The sequence below is a fragment of the Microbacterium sp. KKR3/1 genome (assembly GCF_021272365.1).
Classification (GTDB): domain Bacteria; phylum Actinomycetota; class Actinomycetes; order Actinomycetales; family Microbacteriaceae; genus Microbacterium; species Microbacterium aurugineum.
This window is the reverse complement of the sequence record NZ_JAJSDW010000001.1, coordinates 590603-611695: the sequence shown is the minus strand read 5'-3', so window position 1 is coordinate 611695 and position 21093 is coordinate 590603. Positions and strand designations below refer to the sequence as shown.

Sequence of the window (21093 nt, the reverse complement as noted above, 5' to 3'; positions counted from 1 at the left end):
GGTTCCCTAGACTCGGAGCATGTCGCTCTCGCTCGATTCCTCGCTGGAGGACGCGCTCGGCGCGGCGTCTGCCAAGACGCTCGGTCGTGCGTTCGCCATGCAGAGCGTCGGTGACCTCCTGGCGCACTACCCGCGCCGGTACGCCGACCCGGGTGAGCTGACCCCGATCCGCGATCTGCCGCTCGGGGAGACGGTGACCATCGTGGCAGAGGTGCTCTCCTCGAGCTTCCGGCGCATGCGCAACCGCCCGGGAGCCATGGTCGACGTGGTGATCGGAGACGGCATCGGACGCATGTCGCTCACGTTCTTCGCGAAGAACGTCGGGGCAGCGGAATGGCGCTCCAAAGATCTCGCCGTGGGACGACGGGGAGTCTTCTCCGGAAAGGTCGGAGAGTTCAACGGCGTGACGCAGTTCGCGCATCCGGAGTACGAGCTCTTCGACGATGAAGACTCCGCGCGGCGGAGCGCAGACGCGCGTGCGGCTGTTCCCATCCCGATCTATCCGGCCACCTCGACGATCCAGACCTGGCAGATCGCCCGGCTCATCGGACGGGTGCTGGACGACCTCGCCGAGGTGCCCGACCCGCTGACCAATGACATCCGCGAGAGCGAAGAGCTGCTCACGGCCGGCGAGGCGCTCGAACGTATCCACCGCCCGCGGACGCGCAACGACATCGATCCGGCGGTCCGCACTCTCCGGATGCATGAGGCTCTCACATTGCAGACGGCGCTCCTGCAGCAGCGGGATGCTGTCCGGGCGCTCTCGGCGACGGCCCGTCCGGCCGGTCCCGGCGGACTCCTGGAGCGCTTCGACGCGGCGATGCCCTACACGCTGACGCCCGATCAGGAGACGGTCGGCGCGCAGATCGCGGCCGACCTGATGGGATCCTGGCCGATGAACCGGCTCGTCCAGGGTGAGGTCGGTTCAGGCAAGACCCTCGTCGCGTTGCGGGCGATGCTGCAGGTCGCCGAGAGCGGAGGCCAGGCCGCTCTGATCGCCCCCACCGAAGTTCTGGCCGGCCAGCATCTGCGTTCGATCGCGAAGATGCTGGGCCCGGAACTGGCACCACTGCTGATGCCCACGCTCTTGACCGGGCAGCTTCCCGCTGCCGAGAGACGCAAGGCCGCTCTCCGGGTCGCCTCGGGTCAGGCGCTCATCGTGGTCGGCACGCACGCGCTGCTGGGGGAGAAGACCACCTTCGCCGATCTCGGCCTCGTGGTGGTGGATGAGCAGCACCGCTTCGGCGTCGAACAGCGTGAGGCACTTCGCGCCAAGGGGTCGAGTCCGCACGCACTGGTCCTCACGGCGACGCCGATCCCGCGAACGGTGGCGATGACGGTGTTCGGCGACCTCGACACCTCGGTCATCCGGACGATGCCGGCCGGCCGCGCAGGCATCGAGTCCTTCGTGGCACCGCTGGCCGAGCACCCGGGATGGTTCAACCGGGTCTGGGAGCGCGCGGCAGAGGAGATCGCGCAGGGCCGCCAGGTCTTCGCCGTGTGCGCCGCGATCGATACCGCCAAGAAGACCGCGGAGGCCGGTGAGCAGCCGCCTCTCGCCCCCGATGGGGCTTCCGGCCCCCGCTGGGGGGTGGTGCAGCTCGATGAGGCGCTGGCGACGCATCCGACGCTCGGCGGGATCCGTCGTGCCGTGCTCCACGGCCGGATGCCGTCGGAAGAGAAGGACGCGGTGATGCAGGCGTTCGCGCGCGGTGACATCGATCTGCTCCTGGCGACCACGGTCATCGAGGTCGGCGTCGATGTGCCGAATGCATCGACGATGATCGTGCTCGATGCCGACAGGTTCGGTGTGTCCCAGTTGCATCAGCTGCGAGGGCGCGTCGGCCGTGGCGGCGTGCCTGGTCTCTGCTTGCTGGTCACGGAAGCGGAATCCGGGTCCCTCGCGCGAGAACGCGTCGACGCGGTCGCGGCAACGCTCGACGGCTTCGCTCTGGCAGAGGTCGATCTGGAACTGCGCGGCGAGGGAGATGTGCTCGGCGCGGCACAAGCCGGCGTGCGTTCCTCGCTGAAGCTTCTCCGTGTCGTGAAGGATGCGGGTCTCATCACCCGAGCGCGTGAACTGGCCGAGACGATCCTCGTGGCAGACCCTGCTCTCGAGGCGCATCCGGGCCTGCGTGAGGCCATCGCCCGCCGGGTGAGTGACGAGGACCGTGCGGCGCTCGCGAAGAACTGAGGTGTGCGCGAGGTGCCCTAGGCTGGTGGCATGAGCAGCAGGATCGCCGTCGTCCCGGGTTCCTTCGATCCGCCGACCCTGGGTCATCTCGATGTGATCCGTCGGGCCGCGGCCCTGTACGACGAGCTGCACGTGCTCGTGGTGCACAACCCGGGCAAGGAGGCGATGCTCCCGATCGCGCAGCGTCTGTCGCTGCTGGAGCGTTCGATCGCCGAGGACGGGATGTCGGGGAACATCGTGATCGGGTCATGGACAATGGGTCTGCTGGTCGACTATGCGCGCGATGTCGGCGCCGGTGTGCTCGTGAAGGGCATCCGCTCCCAGATCGACGTCGCGTACGAGTCTCCGATGGCGATCGTGAATCGGCACCTCGCCGGCATCGAGACCGTGTTCCTGCTGCCCGATCCCTCGCATGCGATGGTCTCGAGCTCCCTGGTGCGTCAGGTCGCTTCGCTTGGCGGCGACGTCGCACCGTTCGTTCCGCCAGCGGTTGCAGACTTCCTCGACACGGGGGCCCGCGGAATCTGACCGCCGTTCCTGAGTACGGGCTCGGCGCGACCCTGGGGCGACCCGGGTAGCATGGCGGAGTGCGCTCTCGAATGAACGGTCCCTTCGTGCTCCCCGTCCGCGACATCGTCCGGCGACCGGGGGAGATGCGTGAACACGAGTTCTCGGTGGCTCTCAAAGAGGCATGGGGAGAGGGCATCGTGACGTTCGAAGCCGGCTCCGAGATCGACCTCGACGTGCGACTGGAGTCCGTTCACGAGGGGATTCTCGTGTCCGGAACCGCCGATGCAGAATACGTCGGCGTCTGCGGCAGATGCCTGATCGACATCGCCCGGCCCGTCGAAGTCGAGTTCCAGGAGCTTTTCGCGTATCCTGGTGAGGAAGAAACTGACTTCGAGGTTCAAGACGACCACGTGGATCTTGAAACTCTCGTCAGGGATGCGGCCGTATTGTCGCTTCCTTTTCAGCCGGTGTGTCAGCCGGATTGCCCGGGTCTCGACCCGAAAACGGGTGAGCGACTGGCCGTGAGCACCGGAACGGAGCAGGTGGCTCCCATCGATCCTCGATGGAGTGCGCTCCAGAACATCACAGACCAAGACGGCGCGGAAGAATCTCGCGCCGCCGAGAAAGAAGAGAGCTAGTCATGGCTGGTAACCCCCCGAAGCGCAAGGTTTCCCGTTCGAACACCCGCTCGCGCCGCGCGCAGTGGAAGGCGGCTCCCGTCGCCCTCGTCAAGACCATCGAGAACGGTCAGGTCGTGTACAGCCGTCCGCACCAGGCGAAGGTCGTCACGGACTCGCAGGGCACCGAGCTCTTCCTGGAGTACAAGGGCCGCAAGGTCGCCGACGTCTGAGTCGCGAACCGTGACGGAGGTCCCCGGGGGGACGAGACCTCTCCCAGATAAGCTCCGCGTCGAGATCGACGCGGAGCTTCTGGGGTTGGCCCTCACCCACCGCTCCTACGCGTATGAGCACGGCGGGATTCCGCACAACGAGCGCCTGGAGTTCCTCGGCGACTCGGTGCTCGGGCAGGCGGTGACCGTCATGCTGTTCACCACGCACCCGGACCTCGACGAGGGCGAGCTGGCGAAGAGACGTGCGAGCGTCGTCTCGACGGTCGCACTTGCAGAGGTGGCGCGGGGGATCGATCTCGGCAGTCACCTGTTGCTCGGACGCGGAGAAGAGCAGACCGGTGGCCGCGATAAGGATTCGATCCTCGCCGACACCATGGAAGCGGTGATCGGGGCCACCTATCTCTCCGCAGGACCGGAGGCGGCCACGGAACTCGTCCTGCGTCTCACGAAGCCACTGCTCGCCGACCCGGAGCGCTATGGCGCGGCGATGGATCCCAAGACGAGTCTGCAGGAACTCGCCGCCCGCGTCGGTGCGACGCCGCCCCAGTACTCGATCGAGGCGAGCGGTCCCGATCATGACCGTCGTTTCACGGCGACCGTCGTCGTCGGTGACGTGACCATGACCGGCACCGGCAGCAGCAAGAAGACCGCGGAGATGGCGGCCGCCCTCAGCGCCTGGCGCACGCTCAGCGCGCGTGCCTGAGCTCCCTGAAGTCGAGGTCGTCCGCGCCGGCCTCGCGCCGGCCGCTGTCGGATCCCTGATCACCTCGGTGAGCGTGTTCGATGAACGCGCGCTCACGCGGCACTCCGCCGGCGCCGAGGACTTCGTCGCCCGGCTCGAGGGGCGACGTTTCGCGGCGGCCTCTCGCCGGGGGAAGTTCCTCTGGCTTCCGCTCGATGATGACGACTCCGCGTTGATCGCGCACCTGGGGATGAGTGGGCAGATGCTCCTGCGCGCACCGGAGGCTACCGCGGAGCGACACGAACGTGTGCGCATCGGCATCGAGCATCCCGAACATGGCGAACTCGCGATCGTGTTCGCAGACCAACGCACCTTCGGCTCGCTCGCGGTCGACGCCCTGGTAGACGACGGCGGCTCGAGGATTCCGACCCAAGTCGTCCACATCGCCCGCGACCCGCTCGATCGCCGCTTCGATGACGACGCCTTCCGCGCGGCGCTCGCCCGGCGTGGCAGCGCGATCAAGCGGGTCCTCCTCGATCAGGGCGTGGTGAGCGGTATCGGCAACATCTACGCCGACGAGTCCCTCTGGGCGGCGCGCATCCACCCCGAGACCCCCGCGGCCCGCCTATCGACGCCGTCGGTGCGCAGACTGCTGGCCGAAGTGCGCAGCGTGCTGGAGAAGGCACTTGCCGAGGGGGGGACGAGTTTCGACGCCCAGTACGTCAACGTCAACGGGCAGGCGGGTTACTTTGCTCACTCCCTCAACGCCTACGGGCGACAGGGAGAACCCTGCGCACGATGCGGCACGAGTATCCGTCGTGTGTCGTTCATGAACCGCTCGTCGCACTTCTGCCCGTCCTGCCAGCGAAGACGATAGTTCTCACCCACTTGCGCAGTTCACGATTCTCTACGGCCTCGCTTCTCGTCACACCGGTGCGGCGTCGGAGAGCGTTGAGGCCTGCCAGTCACTCGTCGTGGGCCCTCCGTCGAGGGCGCGCCATCGGATCGATGGCGAAGCCGGGCCGCCGATGTCGGAGCGTATCGTTTGTTCATAGACCCTGGAGGGTCTAGACTGTCGGGTAAGTGGACCGTCGATCTTGGGGTGATCGAGGCTTGGCTGATGAAACTGGATGACGACACGTACGACCAGGTCATTGCCGCCATCGAGCTCCTCCAGGACCACGGCCCACAGCTGGGACGTCCCATTGTCGACACGGTGAAGGGGTCCGCGCACAAGAACATGAAGGAAGGCCGGAAACTGGAAGAACTGGTACCGGGAGAACATTCCGATCGCAGACGCTCGGTTCACGGAGCATCTGGCCCAGCTGAAGAAGACAGAGAACGACGAGACCAAGAGGAAGTGATCACGATGGCTCTTACCCCGGAGCGGCTTCTCGAGAAGCGTCCTGCGAACCGTGCACGTGTCGACACACACAAAGAGCGCATGCTGGGCGAGGTGCGGGCGTACCGGCTGCGCGAACTCCGTGAGCAACTCGGACTCAGCCAGGCGCAGCTCGCCGAACGCATCGGCGTTGGTCAGCGTCAGGTCTCGAAGATCGAGAACGGCGATCTCGACAGCGCGCGCGTCGGCACAGTCCGGAAGTACATCGAAGCTGTCGGCGGAGACCTTGTCATCGAGTACGTCGCCGGCGATAGTCGGCTGCAGGTGGCCTGAACAGTCGGAGGCGATGCTCAGCAAGGTCGCACTCGCTTACCCGCAGCCTCGTTCATGAACCGCTCGTCGCACTTCTGCCCGTCCTGCCAGCGTCGGCGCTGAACTCTTCGCGTCACGCGGTCCGGAACGCCTTTCGCAGAAGCGGACGGGTCGCCCAGGTGCTGGCCCACACGAGGGCGATGCCGACACCGACCACAGCGCTGATCGTCAGCACCGACACGGGCGCCGTGATCACCGCGATCCCCACGAGCGGGAACACCAGGAGTGCCGCGATCAGAGCCGAGCCGAGCGCCGTGACTAGCAGGGGAGACATGATCGCGCGACGGCGGGCACGATCCACCGTCTCCACCGGCATGCCCAGGTGATGGAGGCTGCGATGCAGCTCCCGCTGGTCGAGCACGTCCGATGCCTGATTGACTCCGACGGAGGCGGCGACCATGAGGAATGAGCCGATCAACGTGATGATGAGACCCGTGCGGATATCACGGGCGAGGGCGAAGTCGGCGGCGGATGCATCCGCGCTCGTCATCACATTCATCAGCGCGACGCCGGTGCCTGCGAACACGGCCATGAAGCTCGCCATTGCGATGCCGCCGACCTGACGCCAGGCCGCTTTCGGCGAGTCGAGAACGATGCGTGCCGCGAGCAACCGCTCGGGCTGTTCGGCACGACGCAGCTGGCGGGACGCCGAGACCTTGAGAACCCAGGGGCCGATCACGTTGAGGACGGCCAGGGCGGCGCCGAACAGTCCGGCGAGGACGACGACGGTGATGACGAAGCCGCCGATCGACGGGAACACCGTGATCAGCACGAAGGCGATGGCGATGGCACCGGCAGCGAGAAGGGCGCGGATCCAGTGCACGCTCGACACGGTCGTGCGGGTGCGGACACCGAGTGGTGAGATCACGACGCGACGGAGGCCGATGACCGCACTCGCGGACGCGAGCACGAGCACACCGGCGAAGACGAGGGCGATCAGTGGCGGTGGAAGGATGACCGCGCCGAATCCGAGCGGTTCGCCCCGGAAGGGGATGAGCCCGATCAGAGGGCTGATCGCGAGGTGCCCGAGGACACCGGCGAGTGCTCCGGCGGCGGCGACGAGGGCAGACTCGGCGACCGTGACCACGGTGACGCCACCGGGGGTGACCCCCAGCAGGCGAAGTGTCGAGAGTCGTTCGTCACGGCGACGCGCCGACAGGCGTGCCGCCGCGCCGCCGAGCGACATCAGTGGGACGACGAGAAGCACGAGGGCGATCGCCGCGAGCGCCTGATACAGAGGGGCGTAGTCATCGGACCACCCCCAGAACGACTGGGCTCCACCGATCACCGTCAGGACGAGCGTCGTCACGACACCGAACGCGATGACCGGGAGCGCGAGCACGCTGTTCTGCCCGGGAGCAGGGCGCAGCAGCATGGACAGGACATTGCCGTTCACGCGGCCACCGCCGAGGGGATGATGCGACCGTCGCGGACGGCGATCGTCCGGGTGCAGCGCGCGGCGACATCGGGGTCGTGGGTCACGACGACGAGTGTCCGCCCTTGACCTGTCGTCGACCACAGGAGTGCGTCCATCACCTCGGACGACGTCTGCGAGTCGAGGGCGCCGGTCGGTTCGTCGGCGAAGACCAGTTCTGCACCGGTGGCCTGCGCACGGGCGATGGCCACCCGCTGGGCCTGCCCGCCCGACAGCTCGCCGATCCGACGCTCTTCCATCCCGGCGAGCCCGAGCGCGGCGAGCCAGGAGGCCGCGTGCGGGACGGCATCCCGTCGCCGGACACCGTTGATCATGGAGGCGAGGGCGACGTTCTCCACGGCCGTGAGCTCCGGGATGAGGAGTCCCTGCTGGAAGACGAAGCCGAACCGCTCGCGCCGGAGCCGGGAACGGGCTGACTCCCCGAGGGCGGTGACCTCGATCGGCGCGCCTTCGGCCGGACGGAAGACGACACTTCCCGCATCGGGCGCGGTGATACCTGCCAGAACGTGCAGGAGCGTTGTCTTGCCGGAACCGGACGCACCCATGATCGCGACGGACTCGCCGCGACCGATCGCGAGGTCGACACCAGCGAGTGCGCGGGTCATGCCGAAGGTCTTGCTGAGGGCGTGGGCTTCGATCACAGGAACATTCATGATCCCAGCCTCTCCGTCGCCCCGCCCTGGGTCGTCGGCCTGGCGGATGACGATGCGGACCCGAGGTCATCCCGTCGAATGAGATCGGGTCCGCACGTGTCTCAGAGAGCGCGCTGCCAGCCGCCGGCGTACGACACCGGGACGAAGCCGATCGCCTCATTGATGTTCAGCATCGGCCGGTTCTCCTCCGCGTTGAAGGTGGAGACCACAGTGGAATCCGGCATCAGCTCCCGCCAGCGGAGCAGATTCGCACACTTCACGATCGTGCCGAGACGATGCCCCCGGTGGTCCTTGCTGACCAGAGTGCCGAACTGGTGCGTGACCCCGGTGCGGTCGGCCGCGATGAGAAGCTCGTTGTAGGCGACGAGCTCTCCGGTGGACACGTGTTCGACGGCGACGACCGAGACGGCCTGACCTGCACCGAGGAGACGCGCTTCGCGGCGCACGACGCGCTCCGCGTCCCAGGCCTCCTCGGGGAAGTCCATGTCGCCGCTCGGCGCATCCGTCGACAGCCGCGCGAGGACCCCGGCGAAGCCGTCCCGCAGCTCCGGCGGGGTGGGCATGTTCCACTCGATGACGCGATAGTCGGCTCCGGCCACTGCGAGCGCGTCGTCCAGCGCGGTGCGCAAGGGGGCAGGGTCGCTCCGGAGGTCGAACTCGCTGTTGCGCTCGACCTGCTCCAGGACGAACCCGTTCGCCTCGGCCAGGTCGGAAAGTGGGGTCGCCGGGATGCGACCCCACCCGGTGCGCGGAACGAGCATCCGGTCGGCGTCCTTCGGGCGGTGGAGACTCCAGAGCTGCAGAAGACTCCGACCACGCGCACGCGCTTCCACTTCGGCGCGGGCGAGCAGGGCATCCTCGACGCCCCGGCCCCAGTGCGCTTCCGGCACCAGCAGGTCGAGCTCCGCGGCATGCGCCTCGGCCTCCTGCGCGAAGGAGACCGTGATCATCCCGACGATCTCGTCGTCCACGCGTGCGACGAAACCGAGGTCGAGTGAATCGGTGTCGTCCTGCCAGTCCGGGAGCATCTGCGCGGCGTCTGGAGCGAGATCGGGCAGACCGACCTGCTCGTCGCAGATTCGCCGGTTGAGTTCGCCGTATGCGCGGAAATCCGCGGCGTCGTCATCGTCCAGGGAGACCGGCACCACCAGGGGGGTGATCGTCGGTTCGATGGTCGTCATGTCTTTTCCTTCGAGTGGGGCTTCCGAGGGAGCCGGTGTGTGGAGCGGGTGCCCGCATCCGCCCGTGACGAGCACGGGCGGATGCGGCGCGGGGGATGGGGGAGCTGTCACGGCCGGACGTCCGTCAGCGCATCCCCCGCTGCATGTCGAACGTCAGCAGGGCGGACGACTCGGCGGCGGAGCGGTGGCGCTGCTCTCCGAGGAGGAACAGCTCGGACGGGTCGATGTACAGGCCGCGGCGGTGTCGCTGCGGGCGCTGCGCCCTCTGGAACAGCCAGAGGCCGATCCGGAGGGAGAGACGATCCGCGAGCGAGAGGCGGCGCAGTTCGTCGGGACGGGGGATCTGGAGGACCTCACGGTCCTCGATATCGGGCGGGTGGGAGACGCTGCGGTGCAACGTGGTGTTCACGGTGATTCCTTCGTGAGTGATGGTGAGATGGGGTGCGGAAGCACCGACGCCCGACCGCCGAAGCAGTCGGGGACGGTGCGGAGGGATGCGGCTCCTCGGTCCTGCGAAGACGCAGATGCCGAAGGCGGCGGAAGATCCGTGATCTGGAGCAGATCAGAGGGTGGGGCGCGGAAGGACCGACCGGAGACAGCCCACTACGGGCCGGGATTCTCGGGGTGCGGTTCTAGCAGAGCGCGCTCGAGCGGACGCCGGCGGTTACCGAGAACGCAGGGCGCGGCGCAAAGTGCGCGGGCGCGGCGAGGCCAGTGGCCTGTGCGTTGAGCTGAATCATCATCGGTAACCTCCTTTCGTGTGGCGATCCGCAGGCCACCGTAGCGAACGCGCGCCGGAGACGTCAAGCATCTGGTCCCGGACTCGGCGTGTCGCGACTCCATCCGGTTCCGTGGGCATCCGCGCGGGATCACCGTTCCGGCCCGGAATTCCGGTAGCGTAGCCGCGTGATTCTCCCCGGACGAGCGGTGCCCGCATGCATCTGAAGAGCCTGACGCTCAAAGGGTTCAAGTCGTTCGCGCAGCCGACGAGTTTCGTGTTCGAGCCCGGTGTCACCTGCATCGTCGGTCCGAACGGCTCCGGAAAGTCCAATGTCGTCGACGCCCTCGCCTGGGTGATGGGGGAGCAGGGGGCGAAGACCCTGCGCGGCGGCAAGATGGAGGACGTGATCTTCGCGGGCACCTCAACCCGCGGTCCGCTCGGGCGCGCCGAGGTACAGCTCACCATCGACAATGCCGACGGCGCTCTGCCGATCGAGTACGCCGAGGTGACGATCAGCCGCACGCTGTTCCGGAACGGTTCGAGCGAGTATGCGATCAACGGCGAGGGCTGCCGTCTTCTCGACCTGCAGGAGCTCTTGAGCGATTCAGGTCTGGGGCGCGAGATGCACGTGATCGTGGGTCAAGGACGTCTGGACACGGTGTTGCAGGCCTCTCCGGAAGATCGACGGGGCTTCATCGAGGAGGCCGCCGGAATCCTCAAGCATCGGCGACGCAAGGAGAAGACCCTCCGCAAGCTCGACGCCATGCAGACCAATCTCACCCGTCTGAGCGACCTCGCCGGAGAGATCCGGCGCCAACTCAAGCCCCTCGGGCGCCAGGCGGAGATCGCGCGGGAGGCGCAGACCATCGCTGCCGTGGTCCGTGATGCCAAGGCGAGGATCTTCGCCGACGACGTGGTCGCTCTGCGCACCGCTCTGGCCGACCACACGCGCACCGAGCACGAACGCCACACCGAACGCCTGGTGCTGTCGGACCAGGCGGAGACGGTGCGGGCGAGCATCGCGCGACTCGAGCACGAGCAGAACTCGGTCGCCGTCGACGAGGCGCGCAGTGTCGCCTTTGGGCTGGAGCAGGTGCAGGAGCGGATGCGCGGCCTCTACACGCTGGCGAATCAGCGCCTCGCGTTGCTCGGATCGGAGGAGGACGACGCCGCCGTCACCACGGTCACCGTCACTCAGGCCACGATCGACGAGGCGAAGGAAGAGATCGACGTGATCTCCGCGGGGCTGGGGGATGCGCAGGACGCGGCCGCGTCGGCGAGCCGCGAAGTGGTGCAGGCCCGCGCAGAACTGGACACGCTCGACGTGGACATCGCCGAGCAGAGCGCACTGGTCTCCGAGTACGACATGCGCATCTCCTCATTGCGTGGCACGGCCGACGCGGCCTCCTCGGCCCTCGCCGCGGTGCGTGGGGCCGTTCTTCGGCAGGAGAATGCGCTCGAAGCGGCGAACATGCGTCGTCGGGAGGCCGCGGAGGCGCTCGAGGCGATCGACGATGCCGAGGCGCCCGAGGGCACCGCCGTCGAGTACGCCGCCGCGTACGACAGTGCCCAACGCGCATCCACGGCGGCGGAAGCGGAACGGGAGACCCTGCGCGAGCGCCTGCACACCGCTGAGCGTGAGGTCGATGCTCTGACGGCGAAGGCCGCCGCTCTGAGCAGCGCACTGGCGCTGTCCGGTGGAGCGGCAGAGGTCGTCGAAGCCGGCGGGCGGGGCGTGCGCGGCCTCGTCGGCGACTCCGTGCAGGTCCGCGCCGGCTTCGAAGCAGCGATCGCGGCGGTGCTGGGCCCGCTCGCCGAGGGCGTGCTCATCGATACCGCCGCCGATGCCTTCGCGCAGGCCGAGCAGGCGGCCGAGCATCACCGGGGAGTGGTCGACTTCGTCGTCGCAGACGTACCTGCCCGCCGGTCCGTGGTCGTCGCACCGATCGACGGTGTCACGCCTGCGGTGGAGACCGTCACCGCCCCCGATGGTGTTCTCGGCATCCTGTCCCATGTCCTCATCGCGAACGACCTGGACGCGGCTCGTGCTGCGCGCACAGCGCTCGACACGGCGGGCGACACGTCCACGACGATCGTGACGGTCGGTGGCGATGTGATCACGGCGCACACTCTGCGAACCGGGTCCGGCGGCGAGCGCTCACGGCTCGAACTCGCCGCGGAGCGGGATGCCGCAGCGGAACGACTCGCCGAGGTCCAGATCGTGGTCGACTCCCTCCGTGAGGCTCGGGACGATGCGAACGAAGCGGTGGAGACGGCCCGCCGCCAGGCGAAGGATGCGCTGCGGGCTCTCCGCGAACACGACGCCGCTCTCGCCACGCATGCGGAGCAGCTGAACCGGGTCACGGTGCGGCACGAGTCCGCGGTCGCCGAGTGTGAACGGCTCGAGACGGGGCTCGCCCAGGCGCAGGCCGCGGTTGCCGACGCCGAGGCGAAGGCCACCGATGCGAAGGCCGCACTGGACGAGGTGATCGCCACACCGCGGCCGGTACTCGACGCTTCCGCCCGCGACGGACTCCTGGAGGCGCTCGAACTCGCCCGGGAGGGAGAACTGCGGTCACGTCTCGAGATCGAGACTCTGCGTGAGCGGGTGCGGGCTGCCCAGGCGAGGGTGGCGAGTCTCGAACGACAACGCGAACAGGAGCGGGATGCCGCGGCGGAAGCCGCACGCCGTGCCGTGATCCGTCGCGCTCAGCGCGAGGCTGCCTCCGGGGTGGCCGACGAACTCCCGCGCATCCTCGACTCGCTCGACCGATCGGTCACGGAAGCCCGTGTCGCTCTCGCCGAAGCCGAGGCGGCGCGCTCGGCGCAGAACCAGGAACTCGTCGCCCTGCGTGCCCAGGAGACGTCGCTCCGGGAACGCCTGGCCGGGCTGACGGAGAGCGTGCACGGGCTCGAGCTGCAGATCCACGAGAAGAAGCTGCACCTGAGCAGCCTGCTCGAGCGGGTGTCGTCCGAGCTGTCGCTCGACGAAGATATTCTCGTTGCGGAATATGGTCCCGATCAGCTGGTTCCTCGTGATCCGGGGACGGAACAAGCCGCCGAGGACGCGCACGACGACACCGCCATCCCGTTCGATCGTCGTATCCAGCAGCGTCGTCTGGCCGAGGCGGAGCGGAAGCTCGCGCAACTCGGCCGGGTGAACCCTCTGGCGCTCGAGGAGTTCGCTGCGCTCGAACAGCGCCATGCCTTCCTCACGGAGCAGCTCGCTGACCTGACGCAGACGCGGGAGGACCTCCTGACGATCATCGCCGACCTCGACGAGCGGATGGAGACGATCTTCGCGAGCGCCTTCGAAGACACCAAGGAGGCCTTCGGCCAGGTCTTCCCGCTGCTCTTCCCCGGCGGGACCGGGAGCATCTCGCTGACCGATCCCGACAACTTGCTGACGACCGGCATCGAGGTGTCGGTGCGTCCGGTCGGGAAGAAGATCGAGAGGCTGTCGCTCCTCTCCGGCGGTGAGCGTTCGCTGGCTGCCGTCGCGCTGCTCGTGGCGATCTTCAAGGCGCGGCCGAGCCCCTTCTACATCCTCGATGAGGTCGAGGCCGCGCTGGACGACGCGAACCTCGGGCGGCTGCTCACGGTGTTCGAGCAGCTGCGGGAGAGCTCCCAGCTGCTCATCATCACCCACCAGAAGCGCACGATGGAGATCGCGGATGCGCTCTACGGTGTCTCGATGCGTCAGGACGGCGTGTCTGCGGTCGTCGGGCAGCGGGTCGGCGACAGGGCGACCGCTGCCGTCTGACCGATCGAGGTCGGCTTCGCGGTCGATTCGCCCGCGCTACCCGTAGGCTGGAGGGATGGCGGAGAAGTCTTGGTCACTCGGTCGCGCACTGCGCGGCATGTTCGTCAAACCCACGATCGATGAGACCACGTGGGAGGACCTCGAGACAGCGCTGATCACCGCGGACTTCGGTCCCGACATCAGTGAGCGCGTCGTCGAGGAGCTGCGTGCGAAGGTCGACAAGTACCGCACCACCGATCCCCAGGACCTGCAGCGAATGCTGCGGGAGACCCTGGAGGAGCACTTCGCGAAGTTCGACACCACCCTCAAGCTCACCGAGCGTCCTGCCGTCGTGCTGGTCGTCGGGGTCAACGGCGTCGGCAAGACCACGACCATCGGCAAATTCACGAAGTTCCTCCGCGGCTACCAGCGCAGTGTCGTGGTCGGTGCGGCGGACACGTTCCGTGCTGCTGCGGTCGATCAGCTCGCCACGTGGGCGCAGCGCGGGGGTGCAGCGATCGTCCGCCCTCAGCAGGAAGGTCAGGATCCCGCCTCCGTCGCCTTCCAGACTGTCGAGTACGCCAAGCGCGAAGGCATCGAGATCGCGATCATCGACACCGCCGGGCGTCTGCACACCAAGGGCGGTCTCATGGACGAGCTCACCAAGGTGCGGCGGGTGATCGAGAAGCAGGCGCCCATCAGCGAGGTCCTTCTCGTCCTCGACGCGACCACCGGGCAGAACGGCGTGATGCAGGCGGAGGCTTTCCTCGAGCACGCGGGCGTCACGGGGCTCGTCCTCACCAAGCTCGACGGCTCGGCCAAGGGCGGGTTCGTGCTGGCCGTACAAGAGCGCACCGGTATCCCGGTCAAGCTCCTCGGGCAGGGGGAGGGGATCGACGATCTCACCGGTTTCACGCCTCATGTCTTCGTCCAATCCCTGGTCGGCTGAGGACGGGACTACCGCCGTGAGCACGAGGCTGGTTTCATAGCGTTATGGCGATCGAACACGACTACTTCGGACTCCTGTCCTCGGGTCCCGACGGCTCGATCTTCTGGTCGGAGACCGTGGAGCTCGGTGACCAGAGCGTCACCGTCGATCTGACCGCTCCGGACCAGGACGATGTGTCCGCCGACGCGCTCGACATCGCCGCCGGCCTCATCGCCGGCCTCGAGAACGTGGACGGGACGGCACGTCGCGGCATGCTGGCCGAGGTAGACGATCGCACCAGCGAGGTGACCGAGTACATCCTGCAGCAGCAGGAGGCATACGGCGATGACCTCCCTGACGTCCTCGTCGATGTGTCGGGCGACGCCGCGGTGGACATCATCCGCTCGCTCCGACTGATGAGCATGACGATCCTGGCAGACGAGCACGGCGGTTCGGAGCCCTTCGCCGTGCTCGAGTACGCCCTGGACGACAGCTCGTCCGACGATGTGCTGCTCGTGAACCTCGGCTCGGACGGTTCCGTCCAGTCGGTGATGAGCGCCGACTGAGGCGCCACCGCCGCGGGTGGCGCCTCAGACCCGGCAAGGTCAGACGGCCTGCGCGAAACCGAGGTCCGCGCTGTCTGCGATGTGCGCGAGGTGCTCGGGGATCTCCCGTCCCTTCGACACCATCGACTGTGCCCACAGACGACCCGCACGGTAAGACGAGCGCACGAGGGGGCCGGCGAGGACGCCGAGGAAGCCGATGCGCTCGGCCTCTTCCTTGAACTCCACGAACTCGGCCGGCTTCACCCAGCGCGCGACGGGGTGATGGCGCGGTGACGGACGCAGGTACTGCGTGATCGTGATGATGTCGCAGCCGGCGTCATGGAGGTCGTGCAACGCCTGGACGACCTCCTCCGGTTCCTCGCCCATCCCCAGGATCAGGTTCGACTTCGTGATCAGACCGGCGTCGCGGGCCTGCGTGAGGACGTTGAGGGAGCGCTCGTAGCGGAACGCCGGACGGATGCGCTTGAAGATGCGGGGCACGGTCTCGACGTTGTGCGCGAACACCTCAGGGCGGGCATCGAAGATCTGCCCGAGGAAGGCCGGATCGGCGTTGTGCTCGTTCGCGAGCAGTTCGACGCCGGTGTTCGGGTTGAGCTCGTGGATCTTCCGGACGGTCTCGGCGTTGAGCCAGGCGCCCGTGTCGGGGAGGTCGTCCCGCGCGACGCTCGTCACCGTGGCGTAGCGGAGGTTCATGCGCATGACGCTCTCGGCGACGCGGCGGGGCTCATCGGTGTCGTAGGCGTCGGGCTTGCCCGTGTCGATCTGGCAGAAGTCGCAGCGGCGGGTGCACTGCGAGCCCCCGATGAGGAACGTCGCCTCCCGGTCCTCCCAGCACTCGTAGATGTTCGGGCAGCCGGCTTCCTGACACACCGTGTGCAGGTCCTCGCTCTTCACAAGAGAGTGCAGCGCCGTGTATTCCGGGCCCATCTTCGCTTTGGTCTTGATCCACTCGGGCTTGCGCTCGATGGGGGTCTCGGCGTTGCGGACCTCCAATCGGAGGAGCTTGCGTCCTTCGGGGGCGGCGGTCATGCGGGGACTCCTGCGTACTCGGTGAGGAAGGCGGTCGTGACGTGATCGATGACGTCGGCGGGGGAGACGTCGGCTCCGACGATCTCGCTCACGGTGGTGACTCCGGCATCGGTGATGCCGCACGGGATGATCCCGCGGAATCCCACGAGGCTGTTGTCGCAGTTGATCGCGAAACCGTGCATCGTGACGCCCTGCTGCACTCGCACGCCGATGGCCGCGACCTTGTCCTCCGAGAGCGGGCGACGAACCCAGACGCCGCTCCGTCCGTCGACCTGGTACCCGTCCACTCCCAGAGGGCGGAGCACGTCGATCAGGATGCGTTCCAGCCGCCGCACGTGAGCGACGACGTCCATCGGTTCGGGGAGCCGGACGATGGGATACCCGACGAGCTGGCCGGGTCCGTGCCAGGTGATCTTTCCCCCGCGGTCGACGTCGATGACGGGTGTGCCGTCCTGAGGGCGTTCGTGCGGCTCGGTGCGCTTGCCGGCGGTGTAGACCGCCTCATGCTCGAGCAGGATCAGCGTGTCCGGTCGACTTCCGTCCACCACCTCGGTGTGAACGCGGCGCTGCAGTTCCCACCCGTCGGCGTACGGCACGAGGTCCGGAGCCAGTCCCGGAGTGAGGATGTCCAGCATGAACGTCTCCCATCATCGATTAGTTGGATTGGGTCTAACAATACTCCCGACGAGACGCATCGGATGCATACCGGTCGCGCGCGGTAGCGTGAGGGCATGAGTTCCACCGGCCGTGCAGGGCGCCCCAAGGCGTCGTCGCGCGAGACTCTCGCGGAGGCCGCATGCGAGCTCTTCCTCGAACGCGGGTACGACGGCACATCGGTGGCCGACATCACTCAGCGCGCAGGCGTGAGCCGATCGAGCTTCTTCAACTACTTCACTTCGAAGAGTGACGTGTTGTGGTCCGGCGTCGACGAGCGGATCGAAGACGCGCTCGAGTCCCTCGACGATCTCGGGACGCGCGCGACGGGCGAGGCCGTCCGGGACATCCTTCTGCTCGTCGTCCGAGACTTCGCGCCCGATGCACTGGCTCTCGCGCTCCGTAACGCGGCCGCCATGGGGCTCGAGGATGAACTCGTTCGCGACACCGGTCTGCGTCTGGCGAAGCTCTCTGCAGGAGTGTCGCGCGCGGCTCGCGGTTCCGGGGTCGATGCGGTGCGTGCCGACATCCTCGGCGCCGCGCACGCCGCGGCCGTCTTCTCGTCGCTGCGGGTCTGGGCCGAGCAGGGGGCCGGCCGGGGTACTCCGGAAGTCGTACTCGCCGATGCGCTGGGGACGATCCACGACCTTCCCTGGTCGGACTGACCCCGCTCGGCGACCGAGCTCCGCGCTGCGCTGAGCGTGGAGGCTCCGCTCGCGTAGAATCGACAGCACCATGGCTACCTTTGGCACGCTCTCCGATCGGCTCACCGAGACCTTCCGCAACCTTCGCACGAAGGGAAAGCTCACCGCGGCCGACGTCGACGGCACCGTACGGGAGATCCGTCGCGCGCTGCTCGACGCCGACGTCGCGCTCGTCGTCGTCAAGGACTTCACCGCCAGAGTGCGTGAGCGCGCGCTCGGTGACGAGGTCAACAAGGCGCTGAACCCCGCGCAGCAGGTCGTGCAGATCGTCAACGAGGAGCTCGTCCAGATCCTCGGCGGCGAGCAGCGTCGGCTGCAGTTCGCGAAGACCGCTCCGACCGTGATCATGCTCGCGGGTCTGCAGGGTTCGGGTAAGACGACGTTCGCGGGCAAGCTGGCGAAGCAGCTCGAGGGCGAAGGGCACACGCCCCTCCTGGTCGCCGCCGACCTTCAGCGCCCGAACGCCGTCAACCAGCTCCAGGTCGTGGCGGAGCAGGCCGGCGCCACCATCTACGCGCCGGAGCCCGGCAACGGCGTCGGGGATCCGGTGAAGGTCTCGCGCGACGGTGTCGACTACGCGCGACGGCAGCAGCACGATGTCGTGATCATCGACACGGCCGGCCGTCTCGGCGTCGACGCCGAACTCATGAAGCAGGCCGCCGACGTCCGCAAGGCGGTCACCCCCGACGAGGTCCTGTTCGTCATCGACGCGATGATCGGTCAGGATGCCGTCAACACGGCCAAGGCGTTCCAGGAGGGTGTCGACTTCACCGGCGTCGTGCTGTCGAAGCTCGACGGCGACGCACGTGGTGGCGCGGCTCTCTCCGTGGCCTCCGTGACCGGCCGTCCGATCATCTTCGCGTCGACGGGCGAGCGCCTCGAGGACCTCGAGCCGTTCCACCCCGACCGTATGGCGAGCCGGATCCTCGACCTCGGCGACATCCTGACCCTCATCGAGCAGGCCCAGCAGGCCTTCGACGAGGAAGAGGCCATGAAGATGGCCGAGAAGTTTGCGACCGAGGCCTTCACCCTCGAGGACTTCCTCGACCAGCTTCAGCAGATGAAGAAGATGGGTTCGATGAAGAAGATGCTCGGGATGCTTCCGGGCATGGGGCAGATGAAGCAGCAGCTCGAGGACTTCGACGAGCGTGAGATCGATCGCACCGAAGCCATCATCCGTTCGATGACGCCGGGGGAGCGGCGAAACCCGAAGGTGCTCAACGGCTCGCGCCGTCTGCGCATCGCCCGTGGTGCCGGCATGACGGTCACCGACGTGAACCAGCTCGTGCAGCGGTTCGAGCAGGCCGCGAAGATGATGAAGACGGTGGCCCGAGGGGGCACGCCCAACATCCCCGGTATGGGTGCGGTGCCCGGCATGGGACGTCCCGGTGCTTCCTCGAAGCGGGGGAAGGGCAAGAAGGGCAAGTCTTCCGGCGGTTCTCGTTCGGGCAACCCGGCCAAGCGCGCTGCGGAGAACGCGGGCATCACCTCCTCGGCCGCACCCACGGGGTCCGGCTTCGGGCTGGGTAATGCCCCCCAGGCTCCCAGCGAGGCCGATCTCGCGGAGATCCAGAAGCTCTTCGGCAAGGGCTGAGCCTGGTCAGCGCGGAGCGGTGAGCACGGGCGCGACCGCCGAGGCGGCGGGACGTCCCGGTCCTGCTGCCGGACGCGCAACGATCTGGCCCAGCACCAACGCGCCGAGCGTCAGCACGAACCCGATGGCCTGGAGTGGTGTGAACCACTCGCCCGCGACGAGCGCACCGAGCAGGGTCGCGACGATCGGGGAGAGCAGCGCGAGGAGCCCCGGCACGATCACCGGCAGTTGCTGGACCCCGCGGAACCAGAGCGAGTAGGCGACGATCCCGCCCACCGTGCCGAGCCACAGATACCCGAGCGTGGCTTCACCGTCGATCCGCGATGGTACCCCTTCGACGAGCAGAGTGACCGGCAGCAGCAAAAGACCTCCGGCGCTGAGTTGCCAGCCGGCGTAGGCCACCGGTCCGACCCCGCTCGGCCTGCCCCAGCGCTTGGTGAGGATCATCCCCATTCCGGTCGCGGTGACACCGCCCAGCGCGGCGAGGACTCCCCAGAGATCGAGATCCGCCGCAGGGCCGAGGACGACCAGGGCGACACCGCCTGCTCCGACGACGGCCGCAGCCGCGGTGAGCGGTCGGATGCGCTCCTGCAGCACGAGCGAACCGAGAGCCAGCACGATGACCGGTTGAGCACCGGCAACCGCTGCCGCCACCCCGCCGGGGAGGCGTTCGGCAGCGAGGAACAGGAGAGGGAAGAACGCGCCGATGTTGAGTGCGCCGAGTGCCATCGACTTCCACCACCACGAACCGTGCGGAACCCGTCGGCTCAGGACGACGGCGAGAAGGCCGGCGGGGAGGGAACGCAGGAGCGCGGCGAACAGAGGGTGCCCGGGCGGGAGGAGTTCTGTCGTCACGAGATAGGTGGTCCCCCAGGAGATCGGTGCGAGGGCGGTGAGGAGCACGAGCATCACGCGGTTCATACCTCCAGCGTGCGCGCCGTGCGCCAATGAGTCCAACGCATGTTTGTCACAGCTTGCATGAGGGCTGATCATGGATACATGGAACTCCAACAGCTCCGGTACGTGGTGGAGGTGGCTGCCACCTCCAGCTTCACCAGGGCCGCCGCGCGTTGCTTCGTGACTCAATCGGCTCTCAGCCACCAGATCGCTGCACTGGAGCGGGAACTCGGCCTGCGACTGTTCATCAGGTCGAGTCGGAGCGTTCGATTGAGCGAGGCCGGCGAAGCGTTCGTCGGGCACGCGCGTGCCGCGGTCCGGGCCGCGGAGCAGGCACGAGAGGATGCCGCCGCCGTCGACGGCGCGGTGGTGGGGACTCTCCGCATCGGTGTCATCCCGACCGTGACCGCAATCGATCTCCCCGCCGTCCTCGTGGCGTTCCGCAGACGACATCCGCAAGCGCGAGTCGAACTGCAGGTGGGGAACAGCGATACGCTCGTCACCCGCCTTCGTCGCGGTGATCTCGATGTGGCGCTTCTGGGCCTGCGCGACGGCGTGGACCCGGTCGGCGTGGCATCACGTGTCCTGTCGCGTGACCGACTCGTGGCGGCGGTCCCTCGCGGGCACGCTCTTGCGGGCGCCGAAGCGATTCGGATCGAGGACCTGGCCGATCAGACCTTCGCGGACTTCCCGGCTGCGACCTCCGGCCGGGCGCAGAGCGACGCCGCGTTCACGTCCGCGGGAGTGACGAGGGATGTCGCGTTCGAAGCCGACTCGGCCACTCTCATCCTCGGGCTCGTCGAGGCGGGACTGGCGGTCACGCTTCTCGCGCCGGAGACGGTGTCGCGATCGGGAGCCGATGTCGTGACGATCGACGTGCTCGACGGTCCCCGGCGGGTCGAGTACGTGGCCTGGGACCAGGCTGCGCCCCGGACGGTGGCCAGGGCCTTCCTCGCGGTGCTGGCTGCGGTTCCGGGGGAGCACGGGTCCGAAGCCTCGTCTTCCTCGTGAGGATGCAGGAAGACGCGAGAAGCGGGTC

General features: G+C 67.8%; 20 protein-coding genes. 13 read left to right on the top strand and 7 right to left on the bottom strand.

Annotated elements, in window-relative coordinates:
* The first annotated feature begins 19 nt into the window (after positions 1-19).
* The 7 genes from LVJ59_RS03005 (at position 20) to LVJ59_RS02975 (ending at position 5911) form a co-directional block, all read left to right on the top strand.
* Positions 20-2194 carry an ATP-dependent DNA helicase RecG gene (locus tag LVJ59_RS03005; protein ID WP_232761943.1) on the top strand — a complete coding sequence of 725 codons (2175 nt, stop codon included), beginning with the start codon at positions 20-22 and terminating at the stop codon, positions 2192-2194.
* A gap of 30 nt (positions 2195-2224) precedes the next feature.
* A complete protein-coding gene (gene coaD / locus LVJ59_RS03000; protein ID WP_232761942.1) occupies positions 2225-2722 on the top strand; it encodes a pantetheine-phosphate adenylyltransferase in 498 nt (165 codons plus the stop codon).
* Between the two features lie 71 nt (positions 2723-2793).
* A complete protein-coding gene (locus LVJ59_RS02995; protein WP_232761941.1) occupies positions 2794-3342 on the top strand; it encodes a DUF177 domain-containing protein in 549 nt (182 codons plus the stop codon).
* Positions 3343-3344: 2 nt separating this feature from the next.
* Positions 3345-3554 carry a 50S ribosomal protein L32 gene (gene rpmF, locus LVJ59_RS02990; protein ID WP_017830754.1) on the top strand — a complete coding sequence of 70 codons (210 nt, stop codon included), beginning with the start codon at positions 3345-3347 and terminating at the stop codon, positions 3552-3554.
* Positions 3555-3564: 10 nt separating this feature from the next.
* Positions 3565-4257, top strand: a complete 693-nt coding sequence (gene rnc / locus LVJ59_RS02985; protein WP_232761940.1) for a ribonuclease III — start codon at positions 3565-3567, stop codon at positions 4255-4257.
* Complete coding sequence (gene mutM / locus LVJ59_RS02980; protein ID WP_047523958.1) at positions 4250-5113, top strand: bifunctional DNA-formamidopyrimidine glycosylase/DNA-(apurinic or apyrimidinic site) lyase; 864 nt, start codon at positions 4250-4252, stop codon at positions 5111-5113. Before rnc ends, mutM begins: the two co-directional genes overlap by 8 nt.
* 243 nt (positions 5114-5356) lie before the next feature.
* Positions 5357-5911, top strand: a complete 555-nt coding sequence (locus tag LVJ59_RS02975; protein ID WP_232761939.1) for a helix-turn-helix domain-containing protein — start codon at positions 5357-5359, stop codon at positions 5909-5911.
* A gap of 112 nt (positions 5912-6023) precedes the next feature.
* On the opposite strand, the gene LVJ59_RS02970 is transcribed toward LVJ59_RS02975, so the two are convergent.
* From LVJ59_RS02970 to LVJ59_RS02955, 4 genes are all read right to left on the bottom strand, one after another.
* Positions 6024-7346, bottom strand: a complete 1323-nt coding sequence (locus LVJ59_RS02970; RefSeq protein ID WP_232761938.1) for an FtsX-like permease family protein — start codon at positions 7344-7346, stop codon at positions 6024-6026.
* On the bottom strand, positions 7343-8038 hold the full coding sequence (locus tag LVJ59_RS02965) for an ABC transporter ATP-binding protein (RefSeq protein WP_131490931.1): 696 nt from the start codon (positions 8036-8038) through the stop codon (positions 7343-7345). The genes LVJ59_RS02970 and LVJ59_RS02965 overlap by 4 nt, the downstream gene beginning before the upstream one ends.
* A 101-nt stretch (positions 8039-8139) precedes the next feature.
* A complete protein-coding gene (locus LVJ59_RS02960) occupies positions 8140-9219 on the bottom strand; it encodes a GNAT family N-acetyltransferase (protein WP_232761937.1) in 1080 nt (359 codons plus the stop codon).
* A gap of 124 nt (positions 9220-9343) precedes the next feature.
* Positions 9344-9628, bottom strand: coding sequence for a hypothetical protein (locus LVJ59_RS02955; RefSeq protein ID WP_047523395.1), 285 nt, complete (start codon positions 9626-9628; stop codon positions 9344-9346).
* Positions 9629-10154: 526 nt separating this feature from the next.
* Between LVJ59_RS02955 and smc the strand changes: the two genes are divergently transcribed.
* From smc to LVJ59_RS02940, 3 genes are read left to right on the top strand one after another with little or no spacing between them, the layout of a single operon-like run.
* The gene (gene smc, locus LVJ59_RS02950) at positions 10155-13703 is read left to right on the top strand and encodes a chromosome segregation protein SMC (protein ID WP_232761936.1); all 3549 of its coding nucleotides are present in this window, start codon (positions 10155-10157) and stop codon (positions 13701-13703) included.
* Between the two features lie 55 nt (positions 13704-13758).
* On the top strand, positions 13759-14631 hold the full coding sequence (gene ftsY, locus LVJ59_RS02945) for a signal recognition particle-docking protein FtsY (protein WP_047523393.1): 873 nt from the start codon (positions 13759-13761) through the stop codon (positions 14629-14631).
* 44 nt (positions 14632-14675) lie between these two features.
* Positions 14676-15176, top strand: a complete 501-nt coding sequence (locus LVJ59_RS02940) for a DUF2004 domain-containing protein (protein WP_047523392.1) — start codon at positions 14676-14678, stop codon at positions 15174-15176.
* 39 nt (positions 15177-15215) lie between these two features.
* On the opposite strand, the gene lipA is transcribed toward LVJ59_RS02940, so the two are convergent.
* Entirely contained in the window at positions 15216-16205 is a 990-nt protein-coding gene (gene lipA, locus LVJ59_RS02935) for a lipoyl synthase (protein WP_232761935.1), read from the bottom strand.
* Positions 16202-16840, bottom strand: coding sequence for a lipoyl(octanoyl) transferase LipB (gene lipB / locus LVJ59_RS02930; RefSeq protein WP_232761934.1), 639 nt, complete (start codon positions 16838-16840; stop codon positions 16202-16204). The genes lipA and lipB overlap by 4 nt, the downstream gene beginning before the upstream one ends.
* A gap of 96 nt (positions 16841-16936) precedes the next feature.
* On the opposite strand from lipB, the gene LVJ59_RS02925 reads away from it, so the two are divergent.
* A complete protein-coding gene (locus LVJ59_RS02925; protein WP_232761933.1) occupies positions 16937-17524 on the top strand; it encodes a TetR/AcrR family transcriptional regulator in 588 nt (195 codons plus the stop codon).
* Positions 17525-17594: 70 nt separating this feature from the next.
* Positions 17595-19157, top strand: a complete 1563-nt coding sequence (gene ffh / locus LVJ59_RS02920) for a signal recognition particle protein (protein ID WP_232761932.1) — start codon at positions 17595-17597, stop codon at positions 19155-19157.
* 6 nt (positions 19158-19163) lie between these two features.
* On the opposite strand, the gene LVJ59_RS02915 is transcribed toward ffh, so the two are convergent.
* Entirely contained in the window at positions 19164-20078 is a 915-nt protein-coding gene (locus tag LVJ59_RS02915) for an EamA family transporter (RefSeq protein ID WP_232761931.1), read from the bottom strand.
* A gap of 78 nt (positions 20079-20156) precedes the next feature.
* Here LVJ59_RS02915 and LVJ59_RS02910 point away from each other — a divergent pair, with 78 nt between their 5' ends.
* Positions 20157-21065: a LysR substrate-binding domain-containing protein gene (locus tag LVJ59_RS02910; protein ID WP_232761930.1), complete on the top strand. Its 909-nt coding sequence runs from the start codon at positions 20157-20159 to the stop codon at positions 21063-21065.
* Positions 21066-21093 lie beyond the last annotated feature (28 nt).